16 protein-coding genes are annotated in these 19,800 nt (G+C 61.3%); 14 read left to right on the top strand and 2 right to left on the bottom strand.

The genetic code is table 11. From position 1 onward, the window contains the following. Positions 1-124 precede the first annotated feature (124 nt). The 5 genes from FH061_RS23520 (at position 125) to FH061_RS23540 (ending at position 5,037) form a co-directional block, all read left to right on the top strand. The gene (locus FH061_RS23520; protein ID WP_225984836.1) at positions 125-2,170 is read left to right on the top strand and encodes an AsmA family protein; all 2,046 of its coding nucleotides are present in this window, start codon (positions 125-127) and stop codon (positions 2,168-2,170) included. A gap of 117 nt (positions 2,171-2,287) precedes the next feature. Beyond that, positions 2,288-2,731 (top strand): thioesterase family protein, encoded by a 444-nt coding sequence (locus tag FH061_RS23525; RefSeq protein WP_151638275.1) that lies wholly within the window; start codon positions 2,288-2,290, stop codon positions 2,729-2,731. 98 nt (positions 2,732-2,829) lie between these two features. Continuing rightward, positions 2,830-4,122 carry a multidrug effflux MFS transporter gene (locus FH061_RS23530; protein WP_404822501.1) on the top strand — a complete coding sequence of 431 codons (1,293 nt, stop codon included), beginning with the start codon at positions 2,830-2,832 and terminating at the stop codon, positions 4,120-4,122. 107 nt (positions 4,123-4,229) lie between these two features. After that, a complete protein-coding gene (locus FH061_RS23535) occupies positions 4,230-4,775 on the top strand; it encodes an MOSC domain-containing protein (RefSeq protein ID WP_151638276.1) in 546 nt (181 codons plus the stop codon). 61 nt (positions 4,776-4,836) lie between these two features. Beyond that, entirely contained in the window at positions 4,837-5,037 is a 201-nt protein-coding gene (locus tag FH061_RS23540) for a hypothetical protein (protein ID WP_151638277.1), read from the top strand. Between the two features lie 84 nt (positions 5,038-5,121). Here FH061_RS23540 and FH061_RS23545 read toward each other — a convergent pair whose 3' ends face one another. After that, on the bottom strand, positions 5,122-6,282 hold the full coding sequence (locus FH061_RS23545; RefSeq protein ID WP_192805221.1) for a PA0069 family radical SAM protein: 1,161 nt from the start codon (positions 6,280-6,282) through the stop codon (positions 5,122-5,124). A 360-nt stretch (positions 6,283-6,642) separates the two neighbouring features. Between FH061_RS23545 and FH061_RS23550 the strand changes: the two genes are divergently transcribed. Further along, the gene (locus FH061_RS23550; protein WP_225984837.1) at positions 6,643-8,334 is read left to right on the top strand and encodes a YsnF/AvaK domain-containing protein; all 1,692 of its coding nucleotides are present in this window, start codon (positions 6,643-6,645) and stop codon (positions 8,332-8,334) included. Positions 8,335-8,450: 116 nt separating this feature from the next. Then, positions 8,451-8,873 carry an NUDIX hydrolase gene (locus FH061_RS23555; RefSeq protein ID WP_151638278.1) on the top strand — a complete coding sequence of 141 codons (423 nt, stop codon included), beginning with the start codon at positions 8,451-8,453 and terminating at the stop codon, positions 8,871-8,873. Between the two features lie 361 nt (positions 8,874-9,234). On the opposite strand, the gene FH061_RS23560 is transcribed toward FH061_RS23555, so the two are convergent. Continuing rightward, positions 9,235-9,603: a hypothetical protein gene (locus FH061_RS23560; protein WP_151638279.1), complete on the bottom strand. Its 369-nt coding sequence runs from the start codon at positions 9,601-9,603 to the stop codon at positions 9,235-9,237. Between the two features lie 175 nt (positions 9,604-9,778). Here FH061_RS23560 and FH061_RS23565 point away from each other — a divergent pair, with 175 nt between their 5' ends. The 7 genes from FH061_RS23565 (at position 9,779) to FH061_RS23595 (ending at position 19,769) form a co-directional block, all read left to right on the top strand. Beyond that, positions 9,779-10,111 (top strand): thioredoxin family protein, encoded by a 333-nt coding sequence (locus FH061_RS23565; protein ID WP_151638280.1) that lies wholly within the window; start codon positions 9,779-9,781, stop codon positions 10,109-10,111. A 287-nt stretch (positions 10,112-10,398) separates the two neighbouring features. Then, positions 10,399-11,712 carry a solute carrier family 23 protein gene (locus tag FH061_RS23570; protein WP_151638281.1) on the top strand — a complete coding sequence of 438 codons (1,314 nt, stop codon included), beginning with the start codon at positions 10,399-10,401 and terminating at the stop codon, positions 11,710-11,712. Between the two features lie 214 nt (positions 11,713-11,926). Continuing rightward, positions 11,927-12,946 (top strand): DUF2272 domain-containing protein, encoded by a 1,020-nt coding sequence (locus FH061_RS23575; RefSeq protein WP_192805222.1) that lies wholly within the window; start codon positions 11,927-11,929, stop codon positions 12,944-12,946. Between the two features lie 236 nt (positions 12,947-13,182). Then, a complete protein-coding gene (locus FH061_RS23580; protein WP_151638283.1) occupies positions 13,183-13,485 on the top strand; it encodes a hypothetical protein in 303 nt (100 codons plus the stop codon). Between the two features lie 355 nt (positions 13,486-13,840). Then, positions 13,841-15,517, top strand: coding sequence for a carboxylesterase/lipase family protein (locus tag FH061_RS23585; protein ID WP_151638284.1), 1,677 nt, complete (start codon positions 13,841-13,843; stop codon positions 15,515-15,517). Positions 15,518-15,668: 151 nt separating this feature from the next. Next, positions 15,669-16,889, top strand: a complete 1,221-nt coding sequence (locus FH061_RS23590; RefSeq protein ID WP_151638285.1) for an ABC transporter substrate-binding protein — start codon at positions 15,669-15,671, stop codon at positions 16,887-16,889. Between the two features lie 3 nt (positions 16,890-16,892). Continuing rightward, positions 16,893-19,769 carry a PAS domain-containing protein gene (locus FH061_RS23595; protein WP_151638286.1) on the top strand — a complete coding sequence of 959 codons (2,877 nt, stop codon included), beginning with the start codon at positions 16,893-16,895 and terminating at the stop codon, positions 19,767-19,769. Positions 19,770-19,800 lie beyond the last annotated feature (31 nt).

Below are 19,800 nucleotides of genomic sequence, written 5' to 3' on the forward strand. Positions count from 1 at the left end.
CACGCTACCGGTGCATCAACGCGGACCCAAGCTGACGGATTTTCCTGAGTGCATGCGAATGCAAGCACCGTGCCCTGATGTGTCAAGCTGACGAACTATCTGTTGACCGGTTGATCATATCGGCATGGGACGCGTATTGAAAATTCTCGGCGGAAGCATTGCAGCGATCATCGCGCTGCTGGTGCTTGCGCTCGTGCTGCTCGCCAACATGGACATGAACCGTTTTAAGCCATGGATCAACGAGCGCGTCAGCGCGGCGACCGGCCGCGAGTTCGCCATCAACGGCGATCTGTCGGTGAGCTGGGAGAGGCCGAAGGCGGTCGAAGGCTGGCAGCGATTCATCCCGTGGCCGCATGTCAATGCGAAGGACATTACTTTCTCCAATCCCGACTGGGCCACCACGGGCAAGAACATGGCTACTGTCGGCGAAGTCGATTTCCAGCTCAATCCCGTGGCGCTGTTGAAGAAAACCGTCAGCCTGCACGCGGCCACCATCAAGGATGCGAAAGTCGCGCTGGAACATGACGACGGCGACCGCAACAACTGGACCTTCGCCAAGAACGAAGAAGACAAGAACAAGCCGTCGACATGGCAGTTTGCAGTCGACGGGCTAGACCTCGCCGGCACCGAGGTTCGCTATGTCGATCCGGGCAAGAAGGCCGATGTGAACACGCAGATCGAAACCGACCAGGACGGCAGCATGGTATGGAAGGCGGCAGGCAAGTTCAACGGAGAAAAGCTGACCGGCAACGGCAAGGCCGGCTCGCTGCTGTCGCTGCGCGAGAAGAATGTGCGCTATCCGGTGAGTGCGGTCGTCAAGGTGGGCGAGACCACGGTCACGGCGGACGGCACTCTCACCGACCCGTCGACCCTGAGCGAGCTCGACCTCAACATGAAGGTGCTCGGGGCCAGCATGGCCGACCTGTTCCCGTTGAGCGGCGTGCTGCTGCCCAATACGCCGAAGTTTTCCACCGAAGGCCGGGTGGTCGGCAAGTTCACCCCCGGCGCCATGGTGTTCCGCTACGAGAAGTTCAAGGGCAAGGTGGGTGACAGCGACATCGGCGGAACGCTGGAATACAAGCAGCAGCAGCCGCGTCCGTTGCTGAGCGGCGAAGTCGTCTCCAACTATCTCAACATCAGCGACCTCGGCGCCCTGATCGGCACCGACGAGAACGACAAGAAGGAAAACGCTTCCGAGGTCAAGCAGCCGCCGGACAAGGTGCTGCCGGTATCGCCGTTCAAGACCGAGCGCTGGCGGAAGATGGATGTGCAGGTCACCTTCACTGGCAAGAAAATCATCAAGGACAAGAACCTGCCGATCGACAATCTGCACACCAAGGTCGAGATGAAGGATGGCGTGCTCGGTCTCGCGCCGCTCAATTTCGGCGTCGCCGGCGGCAAGCTGACCACCGAGCTGCATATCGACGGCCGCAACGATCCGGCCAAGGCGCGCATGCAGGTCGCCGCGCGCGGACTCAAGCTCAAGCAGATGTTCCCCGGCGTCCAGTCGATGCGCGCCAGCCTTGGCGAACTCAACGGCAATGCGCAGATGACGGCCTCGGGCAACTCGATCGCGACACTGCTTGCCTCCTCCAACGGCGAAGTCAAATCGGTGATCACCCAGGGCAGCGTCAGCAAGTTCATCCTCGAAGCCATGGGCCTCAATGTCGGCAGCGCCGTGATCGCCAAGGTATTCGGCGACCGCCAGGTGCAGCTCAACTGCATGGCTGCCGACTTCGGCATCAAGGACGGACTGATGGAGTCGCGCACCTTCGTGGTCGATACCCAGGATGCCACCATACTCGTCGACGGCACCATCAATTTCGACAATGAAAAAATGGATCTGAAGATCAATCCCGAGAGCAAGGGGATCCGCATCATTTCCTTGCGCACGCCCTTGTATGTCCAGGGAACATTCAAGGAGCCGGATGTCGGCCTCGACAAGGGCGTGCTGGCCATGAAGGCAGGCGCAGCTGTGGCGCTCGGCACGCTTGCCGCACCGCTGGCATCCTTGCTTGCGCTGATCAATCCCGGTCCGGGCGAGGAAGTGCCATGCGGCCACCTGATTGCCGACGCCAGCAAGAAGCCGGTAGCACCTGCGCCGGGAAAGAAAGCGCCGACCACGGCGCAGCAGAAGGTGGAAGAAGGGCAGGCGACTTCCGGCCGCTGATCAATGCTTGGGAGCCAAAGGTGCCGGAACGTACCGCGCCCCTTGCTGCAATGCATCAATCGAGCGGGTACAATGCGGGCACCGCGCAGCATGCGCCGTTCCCGATTCCGACTCATCATGGCCCGCCTCAAACTCGAATTTCCCGAAGACCAGTATTACTATTCCACTCACCTTACCGTTCGCGTCACCGACATCAACGGCGCCAATCATCTTGGCAACGACTCGATGATTTCCATGATCTCCGAGGCCCGCGCCCGCTTCCTGTTCGACTTCGGCATCGAGGAAACCCAGGACGACGGCGTCGGCATCATCGTCACCGATCTGGCCACCACCTACAAGACGGAGGCCCACGCGCGCGACCAGCTGCTGTTCGAAGTGGGCGTCATGGATTTCAACAAGTACGGCGGCGACATTACCTTCCGCATCACGCGTCCGCGCGACAATGTCCTGGTCGCGATGGCGAAGTCCGGCTTTGTTTTCTTCAACTATAAACAAGGCCGCGTGGTGCCGATGCCGGAAGCTTTCCACCGCAAGTTCGAGCGCGTCAACTGGGCTTCCTGAAGAGGGAGCCGCCGAGGGAGAGAACCAAGCGCCGCCGGTTCGGGTCCACCCGTAGTACTGCCGGCGCAACCGGCAAAATAATTTTCCCGTACCCCGCCATGAGAACAACAGACCAAGGCCCCACCACCGTTGCCAACGATCTCCGGCCAGTATCGCCGCAGCTGCCGATGCCGGCATCGGGCGGGCTGGCATTCCTGCTGGCGGCGCTGGCGATGCTCGGCCCGTTTTCCGTCGACACTTACCTCCCCGCATTCCCCGCCATCGAAGCCAGCCTGCACACCACGCCGCTCCAGGTGCAGCAGACGCTGACGGCCTACATGTTTTCCTTTGCGGTGATGATCCTGTGGCACGGCGCGCTTTCCGACGCCTTCGGACGGCGCAACATCATCCTTGGATCGCTTGCCGTATTCTGCGTCGCTTCTCTTGGTTGCGCCGCGGTGCACAGCATCGAGTACCTGTGGGCATTCCGGGTGCTGCAGGGTATTTCGGCCGGCGCGGGCGTGGTGATCGGCAGGGCCATCATCCGCGACATGTATTCCGGGCCGGATGCGGCGCGCCTGCTGTCGCTGGTCACGATGATCTTTTCCGTCGCGCCGGCGATTGCTCCCATTCTCGGCGGCTGGATTGTCAAGATCCTCGACTGGCGTTCGATTTTCCTGTTCCTGTTCCTCTATACCGCGCTGCTGATCTGGGCCTGCTACAAAAGACTGCCGGAAAGTCTGCCGGCGCACCTGCGCCAGCCGTTCAGCCCGCATGTGCTGATGACAAATTACCGGCGCGTGTTCGGCTCGCCGCTGTTCCATCTGAAGGCCGGCACGGTGGCCTTCAATTTCGCCGGGCTGTTCCTGTATGTGGCGGCGGCGCCGGTCTTCCTGACGCAGCATCTCGGGCTCGGCCCCGACCAGTTCGCATGGCAGTTCGTGCCCACGGTGGCCGGCATCTTCCTCGGCGCGCTGACGGTCAACCGCCTCGCGGGCAGCATTGCGGTAGGGCGCCAGGTATTGTTCGGCTTTGCCTTCCTGATCGGCGCCGGCATCTTCAATGTGGCGTATCACGCCTTCCTGCCGCCGGCATTGCCATGGTCGGTGATGCCGCTGTTCTTTTATGCATTCGGCATGTCGGTGGTGGCGCCCGGAGTGACGCTGCTGGTACTCGATCTGTTTCCTGACATTCGCGGACTGACTGCATCATGCCAGTCCTTTACTCAAACCATGCTGGCGGCCGTGGTATCGGGCGTGGTGGCGCCGTTCCTGTCGCATTCGGTGCTGTGGCTCGCCGCCGGGCAGCTTGCATTCGCGGTGATCGCATTGTGCCTGTGGCTGGGCGGGCGCTCCTATCACCATGCGCACAAGGACAGCGTCAATGCATGGGAAACCGTGCCGGTGGAGTAAGAGCGTATTAGAATGCCGCTTGCCACGTTGCACCTCATTGCCTTGCATCGGTACTGTCTTCGTCGGTGCCCCTTGCATTCGGCATTCCGATACCCGCTACAAGTCCCATGACCGTGAACCTGAGAGAACTGTCGAGCCGCTTTCCACACACTGGAAGGATAGAGGGAATTTATGTGCGTCCAACAAGGCGAGGCGAAACACGGCGGCTGGAACAGGCTCTTGCGATTACCGATCGCGGCTTGCAGGATGATCACATCGCGGCCCGCTCGAAAGGCGGCAAGCGGCAGATCACGCTGCTGCAGGCAGAGCATCTGCCAGTCATTGCCTCGCTCGCCGGCATGGCATGCGTCGATCCCGCATTGCTTCGCCGGAACCTGGTGATTGCCGGGCTGAATCTGATGGCGGCGCGCAGCCTGTTCAACGACACGCCGCTGGTGCTTTGCCTGGGAGACGAGGTGAAACTGTCGCTCACCGGTTCCTGTGATCCATGTTCACGCATGGAAGACATGCTCGGTCCCGGCGGCTACAACGCGATGCGCGGCCATGGCGGCGTGACAGCGCGCGTATTGAACGGCGGGGTGCTCCGCGTCGGCGATGCGGTGCGCTGCATGCCTGCAGGCCCCGGAAGCCATATTGTCGATATTTCCAGATGAAGTGAAACTGTCGGCAGCGCGGCGACTCTACAGCACATTGATGTTGAAGCGGGTTATCGCAATGAGAGTACAGGTCTTCCATGAACAGCCCAACGGCAGCCGCACCGACTTCGGTGTCTACGAATTGACGCACATGCCGCCGATTGCTGAACCTTTTCCGATCAACAGCCAGACTTTCTATCTCGCAAAGGCCTATTTCGGGCCTGACGATACCGGGATGTATGAATTGATCCTGGAAGGCGAGCCGCACGCGGTGCAGTAGTCCAGCCGTGGATGCCTCCGGCTGCGGAAGCAGGAGCGGGCGCTCTTGCGCATCTTCACGCCCGCCGTTTCTTGCTGGCTGAATTCAAAACAGGTCGAGCTGTCCGCCGTCGCGTCCGCCGGCAGCATGGCGGCGTGGCGGGACGGTCACGGGACGCCTGAAGGCGGAATCATCCAGCCTGGCAAAGCCGTCGGCCCGCTTGTCCAGGCCGAGGCGCATGAGCAGCTTGTCAAAGCGCTGCCGGATCATGTCCGCCCATATGCCTTCGCCGCGCATGCGAGTGCTGAAATCGGCGTCGTAATCCTTACCGCCGCGCATGTCCCTGATGCGGTTCAGCACGCGTTGCGCCCTTTCCGGGAAATGCGCCTGCAGCCATTGCTGGAACAGCGGATTCACTTCCCACGGCAGGCGCAGCACGATGTAACTTGCGCTGACGGCGCCCGCTTCGGCAGAGGCAATCAGAATGCGTTCCAGGTCGGGCTCGGTAATGAAGGGAATCACCGGCGCAATGCTGACGCCCACCGGGATGCCGGCATCTGTCAGCGTGCGTATCGTGCGCAGCCGTCTGGCGGGCACCGTCGCGCGCGGCTCCAGCGTGCGCGCAATTGCCGGGTCCAGCGTCGTGATCGTCATTGCCACCACTGCCTGGCGCTTTGCGGCCATCGGCGCCAGCAGGTCGATATCGCGCTCCACCAGCGAGGACTTGGTGATCAGCGCCAGCGGATGCTCGCATTCCTGCAGCACTTCCAGGATGCGCCGCGTGAGTTTCAAATCCCGTTCGCATGGCTGATAGGCATCGGTGTTGACACCGATGGCAATCGGCTCGGGCACGTAAGAAGACGCCGCCAGCTCGCGCCGCAGCAGTTCCGGCGCGTTCGCCTTGGCGAAGACTTGCGTCTCGAAGTCGAGACCGGGCGACAGGCCGAGATAGCTGTGCGAAGGCCTGGCGAAGCAATAGATGCATCCATGTTCGCAGCCGCGGTACGGATTGAGTGAAACGTTGAACGGAATGTCGGGCGATGCATTGCGTGTCAGGATTGTCTTTGCCTGCTCCTCGAAAATCCGCGTACCCGGCGTGCCCGGCGGTGCATCGTCATCTTCGCTGCGCCATCCGTCGTCGACGGCCGTGCGCAGCAGCACTTGGTGCCGTCCCTGCAGGTTCGATACCGCTCCGCGTCCCTTGTGCGGTGTCGGCGCCTGCGGCATCAGGCTCTCATGGTTTGCACCGGCATTCTGCTTGGGCATGGCTACAAGATCACTGTATAAAGATACAGGATGTTACCCCCTTGGTTTTTAACAGGCAAGGCTGGAAAGGCTCATGGCCTCGGCGAAGCGGGGATGCCACTATGTCAAGAAAATACGGAACTAACAAGGCTTTTGCGTTTCATACAAAGCCTTGCGATTCAATTAATTTGCTTGCACATGCTTCAACTCCTGCGGGTTTCGCAATTGCAGTCGATGTGCAGTCCACATGCGGTGACAGGCAGTTGACGAAACATAAGTGGCGGCTCGCCGATAACTTCCCGGTCCGAGTCTGTCATTTCCGATATCGAATCCCCATCGGCAGTTGAACGATACCTAAGCAACCTGAAAAGGAGATACAACATGGCAATCACATCGAAAGACAATTCGGGCATGGTTACGGGCCTCTTCCGCGACCGAGAAAGCGCAGAGCGCGCCTACCAGGGCCTTTCCTCGCGCGGCTATACCAAGGACGATATCAATATCGTCATGTCCGACGAAGCAAGAAAGAAACACTTCTCCGGCGGCACGAGCACGGAGCTGGGCAACAAGGCGGCCGAAGGCGCCGGCATCGGCGGCGCGTTGGGCGGCACGCTCGGCGCAACCCTCGCGGCACTCACCGCTACCGGCACCAGCCTCGCCCTGCCCGGACTGGGCCTCGTGATCGCCGGTCCGCTGGCAGCGGCAGCCGCGGGCGCCGGCGCCGGTGCGGCAACGGGCGGACTGCTCGGTGCGCTGATCGGCTGGGGCATTCCGGAAGAGCGTGTCAAGCATTATGAAAGCGGCCTGAAGGAAGGCGGCATTCTGATGGGCGTGAACCCGCGCTCCGACGATGATGCGACTTATATCGAAAACCACTGGCGCACCAACCAGGGCGAGCATATCTACCGTCCCGGCAGCAGCAGCTCGCAAACAAGCGGCGATACGGTGGTGGGCGTGTATGACAATTATGCCGACGCGCAGAGCACGATCCAGGCGCTCGAAAGCGCAGGCTTCCCGCGCTCCCGGATACAGCTCAATCCCGAGAACGATCTCGATACCGCCGACACGACGACAGACACTTCCCATGGCTCCGGCGGCGGCATCGGCGGCTTCTTCCGTTCGCTGTTCGGCGGCAATGACGACTACAAGGAACACCATGACGTGTATGCCGAATCGGTGCGCCGAGGCAGCTATGTGCTGACCGTTGATGTCAACAGCCAGGATGAAACCGACCGCGCCGCCGACATCATGAACCGCTTCAATGCGGTCGATGTCGACGAGCGCACCAGCCACTGGAAGAAGCAGGGCTGGAGCGGATACGATGCCAGCGCGCCGCGCTATACCCGTGATCAGATCACGAGCGAGCGCAGCGCCTATACGTCTACCGCGTCTTCCGCCGCGCTTGGCACTTCGAAGACCGCGGCGACGACCGAGTCATCGCGCATCCCGGTGATCGAGGAAGAACTCAAGGTCGGCAAGCGCCAGGTGCAACGCGGCGGCGTGCGCGTATTCCAGCGTGTGCGCGAGACTCCGGTGCACGAGTCCGTGCAGCTGCGCGAGGAGCATGTCAAGGTCGAGCGTCATCCGGTCGACAAGCCGGCAACCGCTGCGGATCTGGCCGCATTCAAGGAAGGTTCTGTCGAGCTGCGCGAGACCGCCGAGGAAGCAGTGGTTTCCAAGAGCGCGCGTGTGGTCGAGGAAGTCGTGGTCGGCAAGGAAGTGTCGCAGCGCACCGAGCAGATCAACGATACCGTGCGGCGCACCGATGTTGAAGTCGAGCAGCTGGGTACATCGCGGACAGGTGCCGCAATGACCGATGACGACACCGACTTCCGCCGCCACTGGCAGAGCGCTTATGGCACGACAGGCGGCCGTTATGAAGACTACGATGCCGCATATCGCTACGGCTCGACGATGGCAGGCAGCGACCGCTACAAGAACTATCAGTGGTCGGATGTCGAACCGCAGCTGCGCACCGACTGGGAAAGCAGCCATCCGGGCAGCAAATGGGACAAGGTGAAGGATGCGGTACGCTATGGCGCTGAACGCGTGACTGGTTCCCGCCGCCACTGATCGATTGATCCATCGATCGACAGGCTGATTCGCGTCGCACAGGCGCGATCCAAGAGGCTGTATGCTGACAGGCATGCAGCCTTTTTTCATGCGCGCAAGACAATGGATCGAATCGAATGAGAATTGCAACATCCTGCGGGACACTGATCATCAAGAAGCGGGGAGTGATTCTTCTCTGTCACGTCACCGGCACCCAGCACTGGGACATTCCCAAGGGACTCCAGGACCCCGGTGAGACGCCGCTAGGCGCGGCGGTGCGCGAACTGCATGAAGAGACCGGGCTGGCATTCTCGCCCGACCGCTTTGTCGATCTTGGCCCTTTCTCCTATCGCAGGGACAAGCAGTTGCATTTGTTCCGGGTGGACGCGCCCGATGACTTCGACGATCTCGGCCACCTGATCTGTACCAGCCATTTCATGCACCACGTCACCGGAGAGCCCACGCCGGAAATGGATGGTTTCTGCTGGGCCACGCGTGACGAGATCAGAACGCTGTGCTGGCCGCGCATGGCGGGCTTGCTGCTCAAGCTCGATTGGTGAGGCTGCGTTCCTGCCGGACCGTATCGACAAGTTCCATGTGCAGGGGCTTGAATATCGTCTGGTCCAGTCAACAGGAAAGCGTTCTTAGCTGTGCTTGACAAGCTGCTGTTCGGTCGGGGTCCGGATCCGCGCCTGCGGTGCTTGGCGTACGGCTGTACGGGTGCACTCTCTCACCTCAATGCACCGCAACTCTGAACCGCTCGTGACGCCTGTCAAACACGGTCTGGTCCCGCAACGCATAACGTGCCTCCGCACTCCCGAACGAAGTGTGAACAGTCGCCAAGGAAGCGCCGGAATCACAGGCGTAGTACGGCAGACGCCTTGCCGCCGGGAGCGGCGGCAAGGTATTGCTGTTTCAGGATCATCCGGCATCGTCCGATTTCGGCACCGCGCGGTCCATGGACTTTTCCAGGCGAGCCGGAGCACTGCCATCCGATTCTTTTCCGGCTGACTGCGCCACCGCCTCGGACGGCTTCACGCCCGACAGGCCGACACTCTCATCCGTCTGCATCTGCCCCACATGTCGGGCCTGGTCGGACTGCTGGTCGAAATTTTGTTCCTCCGCAATCGAGAAACGGCCATCTTCCGAACCGTCGTCCGACGACTGGGAAAGCGACGGCGCGGACTGCATGGACTGATCGGACTGCTCCGGCTGCATATCCTGCGCTTGCCCCGAGAATCTGCCGGAAGGGTTTTTTGCTGCATCCTGTGAAGGCTGGCTGTTTGCCATGATGAATCTCCTTTTTCAATCGATGTCTGACGAGAAGGAATGAACATGCTTTCAACATCTGAACCTGCGCTGCCCCATTAGTTGCAAGCAGTCCGGGAGGCTTTGCGGGGAGCGCGGCGAGCATGCCTGGCGGATCGGAGATAATTGGCATATCGATATCGGAAAGGAAACAGACATGGCAATGAACCATACCTTCGCAACGGTCGAACCCGGGCGCGACGAGATTGATGCCCTGCAAGAACCGACGGTGGTTGAATTCGGGACCGACTGGTGCGGGTTCTGCCGCGCGGCCCAGCCTCTGCTTGAAACGGCTTTTGCCGGTCATCCTGCCGTCAGGCATATCAAGGTGGAAGATGGTCCCGGACGGCGGCTCGGCCGTTCATTTCGAGTAAAACTCTGGCCAACACTGATTTTCATGAAGAACGGCGCCGAAGTGGCAAGGCTGGTGCGTCCGGCCGATACGAATGCAATCCGGCAGGCGCTGGAGCAGATCGACTCAAAGGGATAGCCGTATAGTCATTCAGGCCTGGCCGGACGGCGGCCCGCGGAGCGGGCGCCAATTGCGGTGCGCGGACACGGGCAGATACGGAGTTTTCCCCAATGCCGTCCTTGCCTTTTCGGCCCGCACGCCAGGTGCCGCAGATTCCGGGTGGTCGCGCCGACATCAATGGTTGTGGTTTATGCCATTGATGAATAAACTTGCATGTCTGAAATATTTCCTTAATTCTCACCTGCGCGGCCATCTCCAGGGCAAGCCATGCCCGGCGTACCGCGACGGCTCACCTGGAGTATCCGATGGCAGAATCCTTTTTCCCTAAATGGCGGCTCAGGCAAGGCACGGCCGACGGCCTGGGCCCCGTAATCAACACCGATGAGCGTCTGCCATGGCCGCAGATGTGCGCCATGGGACTGCAGCATGTGGTCGCCATGTTCGGCGCCACGGTGCTGGCTCCGCTGCTGATGGGTTTCGATCCAAATCTCGCGATCTTCATGTCCGGTATCGGCACGCTGCTGTTTTTCGTCTTTGTCGGCGGGCGGGTGCCGAGTTACCTCGGATCGAGCTTTGCCTTCATCGGTCTTGTGATCGCGGTGACCGGCTATACCGGCAGCGGCCCCAATCCCAATATCGGTGTTGCGCTGGGAGGCATCATCGCCTGCGGCGCCCTCTACACCCTGATCGGCCTGCTGGTGGCGGCGGTCGGCACCGACTGGATCGAAAGGCTGATGCCGCCCGTCGTGACCGGCGCGGTGGTGGCCGTCATCGGCTTGAATCTCGCGCCTATCGCCGTCAAGGGCGTGGTGGCCAATAATTTCGATGCCTGGATGGCCCTGGTGACCATTCTCTGCGTTGGCGGCGTGGCCGTCTTCACGCGCGGCATGACCCAGCGCCTGCTGATCCTGATCGGACTGCTGCTGGCCTATGTCATCTATGCGGTGCTGACCAACGGCGCCGGGCTGGGCAAGCCGATCGACTTCGGCGTTGTCGCCAGCGCGCCATGGTTCGGCATGCCGAAGTTCGTAGCGCCGGTATTCAAGGCCGATGCGATGGGCCTGCTGGCACCGGTCGCCATCATCCTGGTCGCGGAAAATCTCGGCCATATCAAGGCGGTCAGCGCAATGACGGGCAAGAACCTGGACCGCTACATGGGCCGCGCCTTCATCGGCGACGGCGTCGCCACCATGATCTCGGGCGGCGCCGGCGGCACCGGCGTCACCACCTATGCCGAAAACATCGGTGTCATGGCCGTGACCCGCATTTATTCGACGCTGGTTTTCGTTATCGCCGCGGTCGTGGCGCTCATTCTCGGCTTCTCGCCGAAATTCGGCGCGGTCATCCAGACCATTCCCGGCGCGGTGCTGGGCGGTGTCTCGATCGTAGTCTTCGGCCTGATCGCGGTTGCGGGCGCACGCATATGGGTAGAGAACAAGGTGGATTTTTCAGATAACCGCAACCTGATCGTCGCGGCTGTCACGCTGGTGCTCGGCGCCGGCGATTTCACCCTGAAGCTCGGCCAGTTCGCGCTCGGCGGCATCGGCACCGCCACCTTCGGCGCCATCATCCTGTACGCCATTCTTTCCGCGGCAGGCGAACGCAAGGCGCGCGGCTGAAGAACCTGCGCCCGCCCGGGCCGCGACGGCATCGGGCGGGCATGCTATGCTCATCGGCCTCCATGGTCTTGCCGATGCGGCTTTTGCAGCTTATGTGGCTTATGCGGCTTGGAGGACCTATCGAAATGCCGCTTGCGGCGTTGCACCTCCTTGCCGTGCATCCGTACAGTCTTCATCGGCGCGCCTTGCTATCGTCATCTTGACAGGCCCTCCCATGCGTTACCCGTCCATTCTGCCCATTCTGCGCTTCACCGCCGCCGTCATCCTTGCGCCCATCTTCACTGGGGCCAACGCGCATGCCCGCGCATGCCCGCATTCCGGACCGCCCTCGGCGATGGCGATGCGGCTGGCGGCCGTCGCCGACAGGGAATACCGGGAATTCAACGGCCATCGCATCGATGACGACGGCACATTGCTGCGTTTCGGCTCCATGGAGTCCGAATCGGAGCTTCTTCATGACCCCGACACCGGAGCAAGTGCGCGAGACCGGCCCGGACGCTACGCCTGGCGTCGCGTGTGGGAATATTGGGTGGCGCTCGGCGAGCATGTTCACGGCGAGCCGTGGCACCGCAAGCTGATCTTCGTGCCCGGCCTGCTCGACGATGCGCACAGCAGCGCTCGCGCGAAGGAACGCGAACTCGCAAGCCTGCTGCCGGATGCGGCGGCGGAAGGCGAGGGCGAGGCCCAATCAGCCTTGCGTCAAGCGCTGGTGCGTGCGGCGCTCAACGATTCACCATGGTCGGCGGCATTCATCTCCTACCTGATGCACCAGGCGGGATTGAGCGATGCGCAGTTCAGGTATTCGGCAACGCATTCCGATTACATCAAGGCAGCCTTCGCCGACGATCCGGCATATGCCTATCGCGCCTGCGATCCTGCGCTCACCCGTCCGCGCATCGGCGACCTCTTGTGCTATTCGCGCGGCAATCGACCGCTTCGGCGCTTCGCCGATTGGCAGGAAGCGGTGCGAGGCGAGCACTTCATCACGGCGTCGCATTGCGAAGTGGTGGTTGATGTGAACCGGTCCGCACGCAAGATCGACACCGTCGGCGGCAATGTGCTGCAATCCGTCGCGCGCCGCAAGCTGCGACTGAACGAAGCCGAGGTCCTGTCCGGCAATCACAGCCCGCTGCAGTTCGAACCCGAGGATGAGACGGCCTGCCTGGTGCGAAAAAAATGCCGCCGGCAGAATGTCAATCTCCAGTACTGGAGCGTCCTGCTGCAACTCAAGTGAAGACGGAACGGAGCAGAGAGCGGATTGCGGGCGGGTGTACGGTCGCCTTGGCGTGACCGAGGGCCGCGTTGTTCGTCGCTGGTGTGTCCCGCCATACGCCTCCTTCTGCCTTGTCCTTCATCCCAAGGCAAACCGATTCTTCCATGCACCCACCTGCAATCCGCTACAGGCGTCATCATGAAGCGATATTGCTCAGGCTCATATTGTTCGTCGTCCAGGACTCCATACTTGTCTTCATGAATATCAATAAAATGGTCCAGGAAGTGCTGAGCGAAGCGGCGATCGAGCTGCTCGACACGCTTGCCGCACACACCATTGTGGCCGCCCCGCAGCAACGCTCCTCGCTTACCTTCATGCCGGTCGACGCGGACGACTGGAACGCGACCATGCTGCTGATGCGCGAGATTTTCGAGGCCGAAGTCCTGCTGTCGGGCGACACTGAATGGCTGAGCTTTCGCATACTGCAGGCGTACGGCGTGCGAGACGGCCAGCTCGCCTACCAGTTCACGCCCGTCTTTGCGCAGGCACTGGCTGCATGACGCGTAATTGCGCGCAATAGAGCGGAGTGCGGGTGGATATAACGCCGGCTCGGTCTGCGTTGGGCGCATCGCATCGCAGCGCAGCGTTGTCGTCGCTGGTATCGTCCTTCCCGGAACAAACGAATGCTTTCTTGCAGCCATCCGCAATGCGCTCCAAAAATTTCCTCGAGATGTTGACGGCATGACAGCAAGTTTTGACGCCATGTTGAAAGCACGTTCGACGGTGTTGCCGTATTGCTTTTCTCCCATGCAAGCCGAGTCGGCTTGTTGAACATTTTTGTTACAGAAATGGTTCTGAAATCGGTCTTACAATAGCCCCCGTTAATGTCGGCGAACGACTTCATAAAAACGAAAAATGGGGGCAGCACTCGTGTTCAGGAACGCATGTCATTTCACTATCAAAACCAAACAGCGCCTGCTCGTCATGGTGTCTGGCGCCGCTGCCGCTGCTGTGCTGGCGGGCTGCACGACTTTCGGCGGAACATCCGCATCTGCTTGCCCGGAGCAGGCAGCCGGACCTGACACTGCCTGCACCGGGCAGGGCGCGGTACGCGGCGTGATGCAGGATGGACTGGTGGCATTCAAAGGTATTCCGTATGCGGCACCGCCGGTCGGGCAGATGCGCTTTCGTCCGCCCGCGGCACCCTCCGCCTGGCAAGGCGTGCGCGATGCTTCGGCGTTCGGACCGGTATGCCCACAATTGGATGGCAAGGAGGTCATCGGTGACGAGGATTGCCTGACGCTCAATGTCTGGAAGCCCAGGCAGGCTGGCGCCGGATCGCTGCCCGTCATGGTCTTTCTTACCGGCGGCGGCAATCATGCATTCTCGGGACAGGGATCGCCGGGCTTCGGCGGCGTCAATTACAACGGCGAGAAGCTGGTGCCGGAAGGTGTGGTTTACGTAAGCTTCAATGCGCGCCTCGGCGCACTCGGCTATCTCGCGCACCCGGCGCTGGATGCCGAGCGCAGCGAGAGGGTTTCGGGCAACTACGGCAGCCTCGACCATATCGCCATGCTGAAGTGGCTCAAGCAAAACATTGCGGCCTTCGGCGGCGACCCCAAGCGCATTTTCCTGTTCGGCACTTCCGCCGGCGGCGGCAATCTGTGCGCATTGATGACGGCGCCCCAGGCGCGCGGCCTGTTTCATGGCGCCGCCATGCAGAGCAGCGTGCCGACCGGCTGCGAGATGCAGACCCTGGCCGATGCGGAGAAGGGCACCGGGCAGCGCGTTGCGCAATTGACAGGCTGCGATAAGCCCGGGGCCGCAGCCAGCGAAGTCGCCGCCTGCCTGCGTGGCAAGAGCATGAAGGAAATCGTGCAGGCACTGCCGGGCACGTTCGGCGTCTTGCCGCGCCTGTATGGGCCGAATGTGGATGGGCATGTGTTCCCGCGCCAGCCGATTGATATCATCCGAAGCCGCAACCATGCCGCCATGCCGGTCATCATCGGCAATTCGACCGATGAAACAATGCTGTTTGTCAATGCAGTCGGGCCGGTGAACGATGCGGCAAGCTATGCTGCCGGCATTGAAAAGGTTTTCGGCAGCGGCAATGCCGCGAGCATTGCGGCACGCTATCCATTGCAGGCTTATCCGTCGCCACGCGCAGCCTTTGTCAGGCTGACAACCGATGCGCTGTTCACCTGCCAGAGCCGCCGCGTCGCGCGAACGCTGACAGAAGCAGGAAATCCGCCGGTGTACCGTTACCTGTTCTCGCATACGCTGGAAAACGATGCCCAGCAAAAGGCGCTTGGCGCAGTACATACCATCGAGCATGCCTTCCTGTTTCCGTGGCAGGGCAGCTATCGGCCCACAGCCGATGATCTGAAGGTCCAGAATGCAATGCTTGCGTATTGGAGTTCAATGGCGAAGAATGGCACGCCGGGGAGTGCAGCCGGCGTCGTCTGGCAGCCGTACACACAGGCGCACGATGCTTATCTTGATATTGCGTCAACGATGGCATTGAAAAGCGGCGCACAGGATGCACAATGCGACTTCTGGGACGGCATAAAGCTGCCCTGGCCGCATCTCTGACAGTACGGGGAACGGAGCCGCGCGTCTTTGCGGCGGCCATGTCCGCCAAGCGGCAGGGCATGGTGCGCGGGCAATCGCACGGTACTTAGGAAAACGAACAATGTCCATATACAATGCTGCCATGCAGCCAATATGCAATTCCGGAACCGGCATGCACCATTCCCGTTCGCAACCTGAGCACAGACGCAGGCAACTCCTGGCACTCGGACTCTTGTCCGGACTGGTTGCGCCGTTCGGCAGTGGCGCGGCCGACAACGCAGGCAAGACGCCGGTTGTCATCGGCATCGATGGAGAGTTTGGTCTGGCCAACAGTACCTCGGCCCAGGCGGTCGAGCTCGGCGTGCGAGCCGCTGCCGCGGAAATCAATGCCGCCGGCGGCGTTCTCGGCGGACGGCCGATCGAGGTCATTACCAAGGACCATCGCTCGATGCCGGCGCGCGGCATCCGCAATATCGAGGAATTCGCCGCCATGCCCAACGTGGTCGCGGTATTCGGCGGGCGCTTCAGCCCGGTCATCATCGAGCAGCTGCCGAAGCTGAAGGAAACCAAGCTGCTGTTTCTTGCGGTCTGGTCATCCGCCGACATCATTGTCGACAACGGCATGAATCCGAATTTCATTTATCGCCTTTCGCTGCGCGACAGCCTGGCGATGCCAACCATGCTCAAAAGCGCGCGGCAGCGCAAGCTGAACAAGGTTGGCCTGCTGCTGACCAACACATCCTGGGGCAGGAGCAATCTCGCCGCGGCGGAAAAATTCGTCGAGACGGCCAGCGATATCCGCATCGTGCGCACGACCTGGTACAACTGGCGCGACACCACGCTGGTCGACAAATATCTCAAGCTGCTCGAAGTCGGCGCGGAAGCGGTACTGCTGGTGGCGAACGACGACGAGGCGGCGGTCCTGGTGAAGGAAGTCGCTGCATTGCCGGCGCAAAAGCGCGTTCCCATTCTCAGCCACTGGGGCATCACCGGCGGCGAGTTCGTCAAGCAGGCCGGGCCGGCACTGCATCAGGTTGATTTCACTGTCATCCAGACATTCAGTTTCTTCAATGCGGCAAGGCAGCCGCTGGAAAAATTCATGCGTACGCTGTCGTCGATCTCCGATATCCGCAGGATAGAGGACATCCAGGCGCCGGTCGGGGTGGCGCATGCCTATGACATGATGCATATCCTGGCGCGTGCCATCGACCTTGCCGCCACGACCGACCGTCCGGCCGTGCGCGACGCGCTGGAAAAGGTGCGCGAGCATCGCGGCCTGGTCAAGCATTACAAGCCGCCGTTCACTCCGGCGCGGCATGAAGCGCTTGGAACCGATGAACTCCTGATGGCGCGTTACCGAGAGGACGGCGTGCTGATCCCGATAAAGAAGTGATGCATGATTTTCCAACGATCGGCTGCAGGTAGTCTGACAAGACGCTTTGCCGTCGCCAGTGCGGCGCTGGCGACGTTCGCCTTGCTGCTGACCGTGGTCTCTTCCTGGTGGCTGGTCAGCGAACAGCACATCACCGCGATGCGCATCGTATCGAAGAAGGAAGCGGATTTTCATGCCGCTACCGTGAGCGCTTCCCTGCACGCGGTGGCCTCGCGCATGAACGAGGTTGCCAACAGCAGCATCCTCGCCACCGGCCTGGTGGACAGCGCAGGAAGGGAAACCTATCTCGCTCCCTATCTGACAAGCATCCGCCAGATCAACGGCGTGCCCATCCAGATCCTGTTCACCGATTTTGCCGGAACGGAAATTTCCAGCAACGGGCTCGGAAGCTTCAATGAACGGGAAATGGCATGGCTGAGAAAGCATCTCGAGACGGGAAGGGAAGTCGCTGAAATCATGGATTCCAGCAGGGGGGCGGAACTGATTGCCGTCAAGATGCTGAGTTATTCGCGAACCCAGACTCCCGAAGGCGCATTGATCTACAAGCTTGTTCTGAGCGACCTGCGGCCCAATGAGATGGCGCAGCTGACCTGGTCGGACAAGCCGCATGTCGGCAGCGGAGGTACGAATCTGGTCACCGTTCCGGTCAGCATGCCGCAACCGTTCCAGCACTTGCATTTCGGGGTGGTCGAGCCGCTGCAGCCGGCTTCCGCGCGCGAACTCGCTCCGCAGTTCGCCATCATTGCCGTCATTGCGCTGGCCCTGGCGGGAACCGTGCTGGTGCTGGGCGCTCGGCTGGCGCTCCGGCTTACGCACGACCTGCGCAGGCTGGAGGTATTTTCCCGCAGCGTGGTTGACGGCGGACTGGGAACGCAGCGCGCAGCAACCGAGGGCAGCACCGAAGTGGCCAGCCTGGCGGGATCGATCAACCACATGCTGGACCGTCTCTACCAGCAGCATGCGCAGCTCCAGGAAGAACGCGAACGTTTCCTGCAGCTCGCCAACACCATTCCCCAGCTGGCCTGGATCGCCGGTCCCGACGGCAAGATCCACTGGTACAACGACCGCTGGTATGAATACACCGGCACGTCGCCCGAACAGATGAAGGAATTCGGCTGGCGCATCGTTCACCATCCTGCCATGCAGGATACCGTGTTCGAGCGGATGCGCGAGCTGATTGCGCAAGGCCAGCCGTTCCAGATGACATTCCCGCTGCGGGGAGCGGACGGGGAATTCAGGCCCTTCTTCACCTCGGCCGCTCCCCTGCGCGATGCCGGCGGACGCATCATGCAATGGTTCGGCACCAATACCGACGTGTCCCAGATCGAGCAGGCCGAGCGGGCGGTACGCGAGAGCGAGGAACGGTTGCGCGAAGGTCTGGTTGCGGCAAGGATGGCCGTCTGGGACTGGGATCTTTCGAATGACGCGATTCGCTTCTCGCCGAATGCGCCCGACATTTTCGGCGATACCTGGGACAGCGGAACAACGGCGTGGCGCGCGGTGCATCCCGATGACCAGATGCGGTTGCAGCGCGCGGTGGACAAGGCTGTTGCGGAACAAAGCCAGTTCAACCAAGTGGTGCGCATGATCCGTCCGGACAACGGCAATATGGTATGGATTGAATCCCGTGGAAAGGCTGTGACCGATCAGAGCGGGAAGGTCCGGTCGATACGCGGCATATCGATCGACGTGACGGTGCGCAAGAACGCCGAAGAAGCGCTGCGCCTCGCCAACCAGCGAAAGGACGAGTTCCTGGCCATGCTGGCGCATGAACTGCGCAATCCGCTGGCGCCCATCAGTACCGCCGCCGAAATCCTCAAGTTGACAGGGGCGGATGCGCAGCGGCTGCGCCAGACCAGCGAAATCATCACTCGCCAGGTCGATCACATGACCAGTCTGATCAACGATCTGCTCGATGTTTCGCGGGTAACGCGGGGCCTGGTGAAGGTGGAAAAAGAACCGGTGCGGATTGCCGACGTGGTGGCCGGTGCCGTGGAGCAGGTCAAGCCGCTGATCGAGACGCGAAGGCATCGGCTCAACGTGCAACCTGTGCCGCCCCAGGCCTGCGTCCTCGGCGACCGCAAGCGATTGGTGCAGATCGTCACCAACCTGCTCAACAACGCGGCCAAATACACCGGCGAGGGCGGCGAGATCGTATTGATGGTCGCGGTTGATGCCGACCAGATAGAGATCAGCGTGCGGGATACCGGCATCGGCATTTCTCCCGCATTGCTGCCGCATGTGTTCGAACTCTTCACCCAGGCGGAGCGCACACCCGACCGTTCGCAGGGCGGCCTTGGCCTGGGCCTTGCTCTGGTGCGCAGTCTCGTGGAATTGCACGACGGCGTCGTGGAAGCGTATAGCGAAGGAACGGACAAGGGCAGTCTGTTTACTGTAAAGCTGCCGAGGCTCGGATTTGAAATCATCGAGCCCAGTCATGTACCTGTCGTCGACGGGGCGCGGGTAAGCAAAGGCATGCATGTCATGATCGTCGATGACAACATCGATGCGGCGCACAGTCTCGCAGTCCTGATGGAAGCGGAAGGCTATCGGGTCAGCGTCGAATATTGTGCCGACAAGGCGCTGGAACGCGCAATGGAAGATCCGCCCCAGGTCTTCCTGCTCGATATCGGGCTTCCCGAAACCGATGGCTATACGCTGGCGCGCCAGCTGCGGTCCTTGCCTTCATGCGCGCATGCGCTGCTGATCGCTGTCACCGGTTACGGCCGCAAGGAAGACATCGACCGTTCCCAGGCCGCGGGATTCGATCATCATCTGGTCAAGCCGGCCACGCGGCAGGCCCTGGTGGATATTCTCGCGCGCTCGCATGCTGCGCCAGACCCTGTATCCGGTTCGGATGAACCGGCCGCGATGCAATAACCATGCAGCCGGAGAGCCGGGTGCGACGGCT

Source organism: Noviherbaspirillum aerium (assembly GCF_008929045.1).
GTDB classification, from domain to species: domain Bacteria; phylum Pseudomonadota; class Gammaproteobacteria; order Burkholderiales; family Burkholderiaceae_D; genus Noviherbaspirillum; species Noviherbaspirillum aerium.

Excerpts from the sequence above, each read along its gene's own strand:
- FH061_RS23560 (WP_151638279.1), bottom strand. The coding sequence starts at position 9,603 with ATGGCAAACAGCCAGCCTTCACAGGATGCAGCAAAAAACCCTTCCGGC.
- FH061_RS23520 (WP_225984836.1), top strand. The coding sequence starts at position 125 with ATGGGACGCGTATTGAAAATTCTCGGCGGAAGCATTGCAGCGATCATC.
- FH061_RS23525 (WP_151638275.1), top strand. The coding sequence starts at position 2,288 with ATGGCCCGCCTCAAACTCGAATTTCCCGAAGACCAGTATTACTATTCC.
- FH061_RS23590 (WP_151638285.1), top strand. The coding sequence starts at position 15,669 with ATGCACCATTCCCGTTCGCAACCTGAGCACAGACGCAGGCAACTCCTG.
- FH061_RS23550 (WP_225984837.1), top strand. The coding sequence starts at position 6,643 with ATGGCAATCACATCGAAAGACAATTCGGGCATGGTTACGGGCCTCTTC.
- FH061_RS23535 (WP_151638276.1), top strand. The coding sequence starts at position 4,230 with ATGACCGTGAACCTGAGAGAACTGTCGAGCCGCTTTCCACACACTGGA.
- FH061_RS23545 (WP_192805221.1), bottom strand. The coding sequence starts at position 6,282 with ATGCCCAAGCAGAATGCCGGTGCAAACCATGAGAGCCTGATGCCGCAG.
- FH061_RS23540 (WP_151638277.1), top strand. The coding sequence starts at position 4,837 with ATGAGAGTACAGGTCTTCCATGAACAGCCCAACGGCAGCCGCACCGAC.
- FH061_RS23570 (WP_151638281.1), top strand. The coding sequence starts at position 10,399 with ATGGCAGAATCCTTTTTCCCTAAATGGCGGCTCAGGCAAGGCACGGCC.
- FH061_RS23585 (WP_151638284.1), top strand. The coding sequence starts at position 13,841 with ATGGGGGCAGCACTCGTGTTCAGGAACGCATGTCATTTCACTATCAAA.
- FH061_RS23580 (WP_151638283.1), top strand. The coding sequence starts at position 13,183 with ATGAATATCAATAAAATGGTCCAGGAAGTGCTGAGCGAAGCGGCGATC.
- FH061_RS23530 (WP_404822501.1), top strand. The coding sequence starts at position 2,830 with ATGAGAACAACAGACCAAGGCCCCACCACCGTTGCCAACGATCTCCGG.
- FH061_RS23565 (WP_151638280.1), top strand. The coding sequence starts at position 9,779 with ATGGCAATGAACCATACCTTCGCAACGGTCGAACCCGGGCGCGACGAG.
- FH061_RS23555 (WP_151638278.1), top strand. The coding sequence starts at position 8,451 with ATGAGAATTGCAACATCCTGCGGGACACTGATCATCAAGAAGCGGGGA.
- FH061_RS23575 (WP_192805222.1), top strand. The coding sequence starts at position 11,927 with ATGCGTTACCCGTCCATTCTGCCCATTCTGCGCTTCACCGCCGCCGTC.
- FH061_RS23595 (WP_151638286.1), top strand. The coding sequence starts at position 16,893 with ATGATTTTCCAACGATCGGCTGCAGGTAGTCTGACAAGACGCTTTGCC.